The organism is Kocuria sp. ZOR0020 (assembly GCF_000800955.1).
Taxonomy (GTDB): domain Bacteria; phylum Actinomycetota; class Actinomycetes; order Actinomycetales; family Micrococcaceae; genus Kocuria; species Kocuria subflava.
In genome coordinates this window covers 1-8754 of record NZ_JROX01000021.1, presented here as the reverse complement: position 1 = coordinate 8754, position 8754 = coordinate 1, and the positions used below count along the sequence as shown (strand labels likewise).

The following is an 8754-nucleotide window of genomic DNA, read 5'->3' as shown; positions in this document are numbered from 1 at the left end:
AAGAGTCACGGCGGGCCCGCGTTTCACTGGATGTGAATCGTGGGCCCGTCGTCGTCGTGCAGGGTGTGGGGCCTCAGTCCAGGTGGGAGACCAGGGAGGCAGCCACACCTGTGTAGGTGGCCGGGCTCAGCTGACTCAGTCGCTGGTGAGCTGCGGGGCTCAGGCCCAGATCCGCCACGAACTCCTGCATGCGTGTGCTGTCCACACGGTGACCGCGCGTGAGTTCTTTGAGGCGCTCATAGGGGTCATCCATGCCGGGGGTGCCGGCAATGGCCTCGGCCCGCATCACGGTCTGGATGGCTTCGCCCAGGACCTCCCAGTTGGCTTCCAGGTCGGCGGCCATGACGTCATCGGCAACATCCAAGCGCTCCAGGCCCTTGGCCACGTTGGAGATGGCCAGCAGGCTGTGGCCGAAAGCGGTGCCGATGTTGCGCTGGGAGGAGGAATCCGTGAGGTCACGCTGCCAGCGGGAAGTCACCAGGGTGGCACCCAGGGTGTCCAGCAGCGAACACGAGATCTCCAGATTGGCCTCTGCGTTCTCGAACCGGATGGGGTTGACCTTGTGCGGCATGGTGGAGGAGCCGGTGGCACCGGCCACGGGCACCTGGCGGAAGAATCCGATGGAGATGTATGACCAGACATCCGTGCACAAGTTGTGCAGGATCCGGTTGAACCGGGCCACGTCCGCGTAGAGCTCTGCCTGCCAGTCATGGGACTCGATCTGCGTGGTCAGCGGGTTCCAGGTCAGCCCCAGCGACTCCACGAACTGACGTGAAATCTGCTGCCAGTCGGCATCCGGGGCAGCAACGCTGTGGGCTGCGTAGGTGCCGGTGGCGCCATTGATCTTGCCCAGGAACTGTGTGGTCTGAACGCGCTGGATCTGGCGGTTCAGACGGTGGGCGAACACCGCCAGTTCCTTGCCCAGCGTGGTGGGGGTGGCCGGCTGGCCGTGGGTCCGGGAGAGCATGGGCACCTCCGAGGACTCCCGGGCCATACCGGAGATCTGCTCCACCAGGGCGCGGGCTGCCGGCACCCAGACATCCAGGACGGCATCCCGGATGCCGACTGCGTAGGCCAGGTTGTTGATGTCTTCTGAGGTGCACGCAAAGTGAACCAGGGGCTTGAGGTCATCCAGTCCCAGGTCGGCCAGCCGACGCCCGATGAAGTACTCCACCGCCTTGACGTCGTGGACCGTCACGGCCTCGATCTGTGCCAGTTCGGCAATCGCTGCGGAGTCGAAGTCCAGGACGATCTGGCGCAAACCGGAGGCCTGCTCCGGGCTCAAGGTGGGCAGCCCGGGCAGTACGGAGTTTTCGCAGAGGTGGATGAACCACTCGACCTCCACGTGCACCCGGTTGCGATTCAACGCAGCCTCGGACAGATGATCCACCAGAGCCGCCACGGCGGGCCGGTAACGCCCGTCCAGGGCGCCCAAGGCCACGGCGGGTTCAGCCTGGGCCAGGGAAACCCGTCCCGAGTCCAACAGGGTGGGTTCCAGGTAGAGGGAGTCGGATGCTGCAGGTGCTGAAGGGGTCTGAGCCATGCGGAACATTCTTCCACCATCTTCCGATCCGCTCTTTGAAGTGACCCCGATGGCGCGGGCGTTACAGTGAGGCCATGAGCCCCATTCGACCCCGCGCTGCACTGAGTGCGCTGCCCTCCTATGCCGCAGGCAAACCCCCGGTTCCCGTTGAGGGCCTGGTGGCTTACAAGATCTCCTCCAACGAGAACCCGTGGGGGCCAGTGCCCGCTGCCCAGGAGGCCATTGCCCACGCTGCAGCTGGTGTGCACCGGTATCCAGATCCGGCCACGGTCCGGTTGCGGGAACAGATCGCACAAACTCTGGGGGTGCCTGCCGAGGACGTGGTCACGGCAGCCGGCAGCCTGGGGGCACTGTCCCAGATCATCGCTGCTTTTGCCGGGACCGGTGCCGACGGGGTGGCCGATGAGGTCCTCTACTCCTGGCGGTCCTTTGAGGCCTACCCGATCCTGGTCACCACGGCGGGTGCGGCCAACGTCCAGGTGCCCAACCGCCCGGACGGTTCCCATGACCTGGAGGCCATGCTGGCCGCCGTCACCGAACGCACCCGGGTGATCCTGTTGTGTTCACCCAACAACCCCACCGGCCCCTCCCTGAGCCAGGCGGCAGTGGATGATTTCCTGGCCAAGGTGCCCGACGACGTCGTGGTGGTGGTGGACGAGGCCTACCGGGAGTTCCAGTCCGACCCCGATGTGGTGGAAGGAGTGCGCACCTACCAGGCCCATCCCAATGTGGTGGCGCTGCGGACGTTCTCCAAGGCCCACGGGCTGGCCGGACTGCGGGTGGGATTCAGCCTGTCTCAACAGCCCATCACCCAACAACTGCGCAAGGTCACCGTGCCCTTTGCCGTGACTGAACTGGCCCAGGCGGCCGCGGTGGCCACCTTGGCCAACCCGGATCAGGTGGCACAACGGGTCAACCGGATCACCGCCGAACGGGACCGTGTCCAAGCAGAGCTTGCACAGATGGGCTGCTGGGTCCCGGCCACTCAGGCAAACTTTGTCTGGCTGGATCTGGGGGAGGATTCCGAGCGGTTTGTGGCCGCCTGTACGGAGCAGGCGTTGGCGGTGCGGGGATTCGCCGGAGAAGGTGTGCGCGGGACCATCGGAGAGCCAGAGGCAAACGACCGTTTCCTGCGAGTGTGTCGGAACTTCTCACCCCTGCCTTCCGCACCCGGGCACCCCGTCCCGTAAGCTCCTGACTCATACCAACGTGCCACGTCGCGGGTCCTTCCGAGACCCGGCCGGGTGGTGCGGCAGCCGATCCTCACACCACTGTCACACCAGGGGGCGTCCACATGACACCAACGCCGAACACCTCCCCGCAGCTGCTGGATCCGCACGACGCCCGTGCCACCGCCGGCACGGGAGCGCACCCGGCAACGGTGGAATCCGCACTGGACGTGGTCCGTCTGCTGGATGAAAACGGCCAGCGGTGTGAGAACTCACGCTTTGGACCGTGGGTTGAGGACGTGGATGTTCAGACCGTGCAGAGACTGTACCGCTCCATGTTCCGGGCCCGGCGGCTGGATGAGATGTGCACTGCACTGCAACGACAGGGGCAGATAGTGCTGTGGCCCCCACTGCGCGGCCAGGAAGCCGCACAGGTGGGCTCAGCACGTGCCGTGGGAGAGCACGACTACGTGTTCCCGTCTTACCGTGAGCACGCGGTGATCCTGGAACGCGGCGTACCGGCCGATCAGATGATGACTCAGTTCCGTGGCCATGCAGCCTCCAGCTGGAAGCCGTCAGAAACCAAAACACACATCTACTCCCTGGTGCTGGGCTCCCAAGTGCCCCACGCCGTGGGGTATGCCATGGGCATCACCCAGGACGCCACGTTGGCGCAACTGGCCGGTGAATCACAGCCTCCGGAAGCTGCTGTCCTGGTCTACTACGGCGACGGCGCATCCACCGAAGGTGAAGTGCACGAATCCATGGTGTTTGCAGCCTCCTATGACGCCCCCGTGGTGTTCTTTGTGCAGAACAACCAGTGGGCCATCTCCGTGCCCTTCTCCACCCAGTCCCGCGTACCGCTGGCCACACGTGCGGCGGGCTACGGTTTTGAAGGTGTCCGGGTGGACGGCAACGATCCGCTGGCGGTCCTGGCCGTGACCCGATGGGCCGTGGCAGAAGCCCGCGAAGGACGCGGCCCCGTGATGATCGAGGCCGAAACCTTCCGGCTCGGAGCACACACCACCGCCGATGACCCCACCAAGTACCGCCGTACGGATGAAGAACAGCGGTGGGCCACACGGGACCCCCTGCTGCGCACCAAAGCTCTGTTGAACCACGAGTACGGGGTGGATCAGGACTACTTCACCGATCTGGAGGCCGAGACCGACGCCTGGATCAAGGAAACCCGTGCCGGGATCCTGGACGGTGGACCACAAGACCTGGAGCAGCGCTTTGACGTGGTCTACGCAGCCCAGCACCCCCTGGTGGAGGAAGAGCGCCAGTGGTATCGCGACTACCAGGACTCCTTCCTGACAGATGGCGCCGACCAGTCCCTGGCGGGCAGTGATGATCACTCAGTTACGGAAGCAGGGCGGGCATGAACCAGCTCGACGACTCGGAGTCCACGTTGCGCACCACCATGGCCAAGGCCCTGAACCTGGGCATGCGCCGAGCCCTGACGGATGACCCCAAGGTGCTTCTGATGGGTGAGGACATCGGATCCCTGGGCGGGGTGTACCGCATCACGGAAGGTCTCAAGGGAGATTTTGGGGCCCACCGGGTACGGGACACACCCCTGGGTGAGGCCGGGATTGTTGGCACGGCGGTGGGCATGGCCATGCGCGGCTACCGGCCCGTGTGCGAAATCCAGTTCGACGGTTTCACCTTCCCTGCCTTCAACCAGATCACCACCCAGCTGGCCAAGATGCACGCCCGCTCCGACGGCGACGTCCCCGTTCCCGTTACCATCCGCATCCCCAGCGGCGGGGTGATCGGCTCCGTGGAACACCATTCGGAGTCCCCGGAAGCCCTCTTTGCCCACACCGCCGGTTTGCGGATCGTGATGCCCTCCACCCCGCAGGACGCCTACTGGATGATCCAGCAGTGCATCAGCAGCCCGGACCCGGTGATCTTCCTGGAACCCAAGCGGCGGTACTGGCTCAAGGGTGAGGTGGACCTGCTGCGTCCCACCACGGAGGATCCTTTCACCGCCCAGGTTGTCCGCGAAGGTGACCAACTCACGCTGGTGACCTGGGGTCCCTTGGTGCCCGTGGCCATGGCCGTGGCAGAAGCTGCGGCACAGGACGGAAAATCCGTGGAAGTGGTGGATCTGCGCTCGCTGTCCCCGATCGACTTTGACACCCTGGAGGCCTCCGTGAACCGCACGGGTCGCATGGTGGTTGCCCATGAGGCCCCCGTGTTCGGTGGGCTGGGCGCAGAGATTGCGGCCCGCATCACGGATCGTTGTTTCTACAGCCTGGAAGCGCCCGTACAGCGGGTTGGTGGATACCACCTTCCGTACCCGCCGGCGGGCATGGAAGAGAATTACGTCCCCGATCTGGACCGCATCCTGGATGCGGTGGAACGAGCATTTGCGTACTGATCTGAGGACTGGTTCAAGGACCTGTGCACCCCGGGACGGTGCGCGGAACGAACCGAAGGGAGACTGCAATGTCTGAGGTTTTCGCCCTCCCCGACGTCGGCGAGGGACTGACCGAGGCTGAAATCGTCAGCTGGAAGGTCACGGCCGGTCAAGACGTGGCCGTGGACCAGGTGCTGGTGGAGATTGAAACCGCCAAATCCCTGGTGGAACTGCCCTCCCCCTGGGAAGGCACCGTGCTGGATCTCCTGGTGGACGAGGGCCGGACGGTGGAGGTCGGCACCCCGTTGATCGTGATCGGGGACAGCTCGGAAGCCCCCGGCAACGTCCCTGATCCCGGGTACACGGGCGGGGCTGATCAGGCCTCCCGGGCCTCAGCCCGCTCGGGGGACAACCAGGACGGCAAGGCCGGTTCCCACCAACAAGCCGTAGAAGGTGCGGACAGCCCGGGAACCCAGGCACTGGTCGGCTCCGGCCCCAAGGCGGATCCCGTGCTGCGGCGTCGTCGTAAGCCCAGGCAAGCCACGGAGGTGCAGCCACCCACGCCCGCCCCTGAGCCCGCTGCCCCGGCAGCCCCGTCCGCGGGACGGCCCAGTTTAGGGGAAGGAATCGCTGACCTGATCTCCCGCACCCGTCTGGGGCAGTCCGGCTCCGAGCGCGGCCCCTGGTGGAACACCAAGCGTCAGGACGCAGCCTCCGGTGCCAAGGCGACGACGACGGAGGCCCCAGCCGCGGATGCCGCAGACGTTCCGCGGCGCCCTGCCCTGGCCAAGCCTCCCGTGCGCAAGGTGGCCAAGGAAATGGGTATCGATCTGGCTGACGTGGCAGGCACCGGTGACTCCGGCCAGGTCACCAAGCGTGACCTGCTCGCCTACGCAGCTCACCTGCGGGAAATCCCGGACGGACCTGACTCCTTCTGGGTTTCCGGCAACGCCCCCGGTGCAGGGGATCGGACACAACGGATCCCCGTCAAGGGTGTACGCAAGCTGACCGCGCAGAACATGGTCAAGAGTGCGTTCTCCGCTCCGCACGTCTCGATTTTTGTGGACGTGGACGCCTCCCGGACCATGGAGTTCGTCAAGCGGCTCAAGGAGGCTGACTACTTTGACGGCGTCAAGGTCACACCGCTGCTGATCCTGGCCAAAGCCATCATTTGGGCCACCGCCCGTAACCCCCAGGTCAATGCCACCTGGACGGATTCGGAAATCATCATCAAGCGCTACATGAACTTGGGCATTGCAGCCGCCACCCCGCGTGGCCTGATGGTCCCCAACATCAAGGACGCCCAGGACATGTCCCTGCGCGAACTCGCGGTGGCGCTGGATGACCTGACCAAAACTGCACGCGCCGGCAAAACGCAGCCGGGGGACATGCAGAACGGCACCATCTCCATCACCAACATCGGTTCCCTGGGCATCGACATCGGCACGCCGATCATCAACCCCGGTGAAGTTGCGATTGTGGCCTTTGGCACCATCAAGCAGAAGCCATGGGTGGTGGACGGAGAAATCATCCCGCGGTGGATCACCACCCTGGGAGGCTCCTTTGACCACCGTGTGGTGGATGGTGACCTTTCCGCGCGGTTCATGGCGGATGTGGCCAAGATCTTGGAGGAACCTGCGCTGCTGCTGGACTGAACAGCGGCGTTTCCTTCATCGCCCCTGCCAGAGGTGTTTCCGGGGAGGGCTGCCTACGCCCCACCAGGTTTCTGTCCGGGTGGCCGCCACGGAGGTCACTCGTGGTGGCACCCGGGAACATGCGCGGGCAGAACACCGGTGCGTGCCAGGAAGTGCTGTCCAATTCCGGGTCCCACATGGGCCACACCCAGCCCCCGCAAACGGACGGCCAACGATCGGGCCATTGCGTCCCGGTCCTGGGTGAGGTGCTCGCCGGCGCCGGGGGTGCACAGTTCCTCCCAGTCCTCCGTGTCCCAGGCCTGGGTCACGCGTGCCACCCCGATCACAGCCACCAGCTTGGCGCGATTACGGATCATACGTGGGTCCAGCAGGAGCTCGTCGACGTCGTCGTCGTCCAGCAGCGCGGCATCGTGAGGGGAGAATTCGCGGAAGGCCTCCCGCAGTGCGCCGTGTCTGCCCAGAGCTGTACCGGGGGCCAGCCCGGCCTGGAAAACCTCCAGGGCCAGGGCCTCGAACCACCCGGATGATCTAACGGGTGTGCGGCCCCACCGGGTGTCGTGGTCCTCCAGGATCACGGAGGAACTCAGTGCCCACGGGCAACGGGGCAGCCCGTCCGCACACAGAGCTGGTTGATCCAACACGGCTGCGGGGCCCAGCAGCGCTTGGGTGTGACGGGCGGGTGCGTGGCTGGTGAACGATTGTGTGGTGTCCATGACCGCACGGTACGGATCATCGCGAGCTGCATGCCGGGTGATGCCGCGGTGAACCCCATCATCCGTGGACGGTTCACTGAACCCGCGTGCCACCCATCGGTTGTGGAGGACTTAAGCGCTGGACTCCGGGTGGTCACATGAGCCGGAGTGCTCCAGAGGACCCGTCAGAAGACGGAGATCTCCCCGGTGTGCTGGGCGATCTCAATGGCCACGGCATCGGAGTCGTCATCGCCTGGATCATGAACGATGAACACGGCTGTTGGGTCATCCGGCGGGAAGGCGCGGATGGTCACGGCACCGGCCGTGGCGGCATCCAGCACCAGAATCGCCTGATCGGTGACCACCTCCATGATGGCCGGGGGCAGCAAGGCTCCACGTTCATCCAGAATGTCCACCTTGACCCCGCGGTCACGGGCATTGCGGGTGACCTCCAGCAAACGGGGATTGGCGATGGAGCGCCCACGGATCGAATCCCGCAGTTGTGCCTCCGTGAGGCGGAACTGGGAGATGTCGTAATCGGTCACCGGGGAGCTGTCGTGCGCAATCCGCTCCAACAACCCACCCGTCATACGGCGAACCTCCTGAACTCGGCGGATGGAGGCGTTCACGGCATCCTGGTTCTCCTCATCCGTTGTGCGGGCGGTCACGCCCAGGGACCATGCTTCACGGCGTCGTGTGAACAGACGTTCCATCTCCGCCACCAAAATCTGTGCTGCCACCAGCAGACCCACCAAGGAGGCCAACATCAAGGCACCGAACAACGGGCCCACCTCTGAACGCGCACCGTAGGTCACAGCCAGGGCGATGGAGATGCACAGGGTGGCCCAGGCCCATCCGGGGCGTCGTCGAACCACCAGGCAGGCCAGGTAGGCGTGGATGCCCAGTGAGTACCACGGTGCGCTCCAGGCATCGGCCGTCAACTGCAGTGCCTCAAAGGACACGGCCACGCACAGGACCATCAGCAGGGAGGAGGTGACCGTCTGCAGATCCCCCAAATGGCGCGAACCCCACGGGACGATCGCCAACAGCACGCTGATGCAGTAGAAGACCACAGCAGCCAGCTGAGCACTGGTGTTCTGAGCCTGACCCACCAGCGCCAGCCCCACGGCCACCGGAGGAAAGAACAACAGGGTCCCGGCGGCATACATCCACGGATGTTCAAAGGCGGCGTCGAATCCGCCGACTGATCTGCGGCGCCTCCAACCGCTCAGCAGCCGACGCCGCAGTTTGGAGCCTGCTGAGTGCTTACTGCGCGAGTTTGGCATCACGGGGCCAGGTGATCATCACGTGCGTTCCACAGTGCAGGGGG

General features: G+C 65.1%; 7 protein-coding genes. 4 read left to right on the top strand and 3 right to left on the bottom strand.

Annotation, left to right across the window (positions count from 1 at the left end; genetic code table 11):
- Nucleotides 1-73 precede the first annotated feature (73 nt).
- Nucleotides 74-1543 (bottom strand): adenylosuccinate lyase, encoded by a 1470-nt coding sequence (gene purB, locus L979_RS01550; protein WP_081993552.1) that lies wholly within the window; start codon nucleotides 1541-1543, stop codon nucleotides 74-76.
- Between the two features lie 74 nt (nucleotides 1544-1617).
- Here purB and hisC point away from each other — a divergent pair, with 74 nt between their 5' ends.
- From hisC to L979_RS01530, 4 genes are all read left to right on the top strand, one after another.
- The gene (gene hisC, locus L979_RS01545) at nucleotides 1618-2733 is read left to right on the top strand and encodes a histidinol-phosphate transaminase (protein ID WP_047688385.1); all 1116 of its coding nucleotides are present in this window, start codon (nucleotides 1618-1620) and stop codon (nucleotides 2731-2733) included.
- A gap of 104 nt (nucleotides 2734-2837) precedes the next feature.
- The gene (locus L979_RS01540; RefSeq protein WP_081993550.1) at nucleotides 2838-4097 is read left to right on the top strand and encodes a thiamine pyrophosphate-dependent enzyme; all 1260 of its coding nucleotides are present in this window, start codon (nucleotides 2838-2840) and stop codon (nucleotides 4095-4097) included.
- Nucleotides 4094-5098 carry an alpha-ketoacid dehydrogenase subunit beta gene (locus L979_RS01535; RefSeq protein WP_052209319.1) on the top strand — a complete coding sequence of 335 codons (1005 nt, stop codon included), beginning with the start codon at nucleotides 4094-4096 and terminating at the stop codon, nucleotides 5096-5098. Before L979_RS01540 ends, L979_RS01535 begins: the two co-directional genes overlap by 4 nt.
- A gap of 68 nt (nucleotides 5099-5166) precedes the next feature.
- The gene (locus L979_RS01530) at nucleotides 5167-6732 is read left to right on the top strand and encodes a dihydrolipoamide acetyltransferase family protein (protein ID WP_047688383.1); all 1566 of its coding nucleotides are present in this window, start codon (nucleotides 5167-5169) and stop codon (nucleotides 6730-6732) included.
- A gap of 95 nt (nucleotides 6733-6827) precedes the next feature.
- Here the strand turns inward: L979_RS01530 and L979_RS01525 are convergent, their stop codons facing one another.
- On the bottom strand, nucleotides 6828-7445 hold the full coding sequence (locus L979_RS01525; RefSeq protein ID WP_156125288.1) for a DNA-3-methyladenine glycosylase I: 618 nt from the start codon (nucleotides 7443-7445) through the stop codon (nucleotides 6828-6830).
- A gap of 164 nt (nucleotides 7446-7609) precedes the next feature.
- A complete protein-coding gene (locus L979_RS01520; RefSeq protein ID WP_157980418.1) occupies nucleotides 7610-8710 on the bottom strand; it encodes a hypothetical protein in 1101 nt (366 codons plus the stop codon).
- Nucleotides 8711-8754 lie beyond the last annotated feature (44 nt).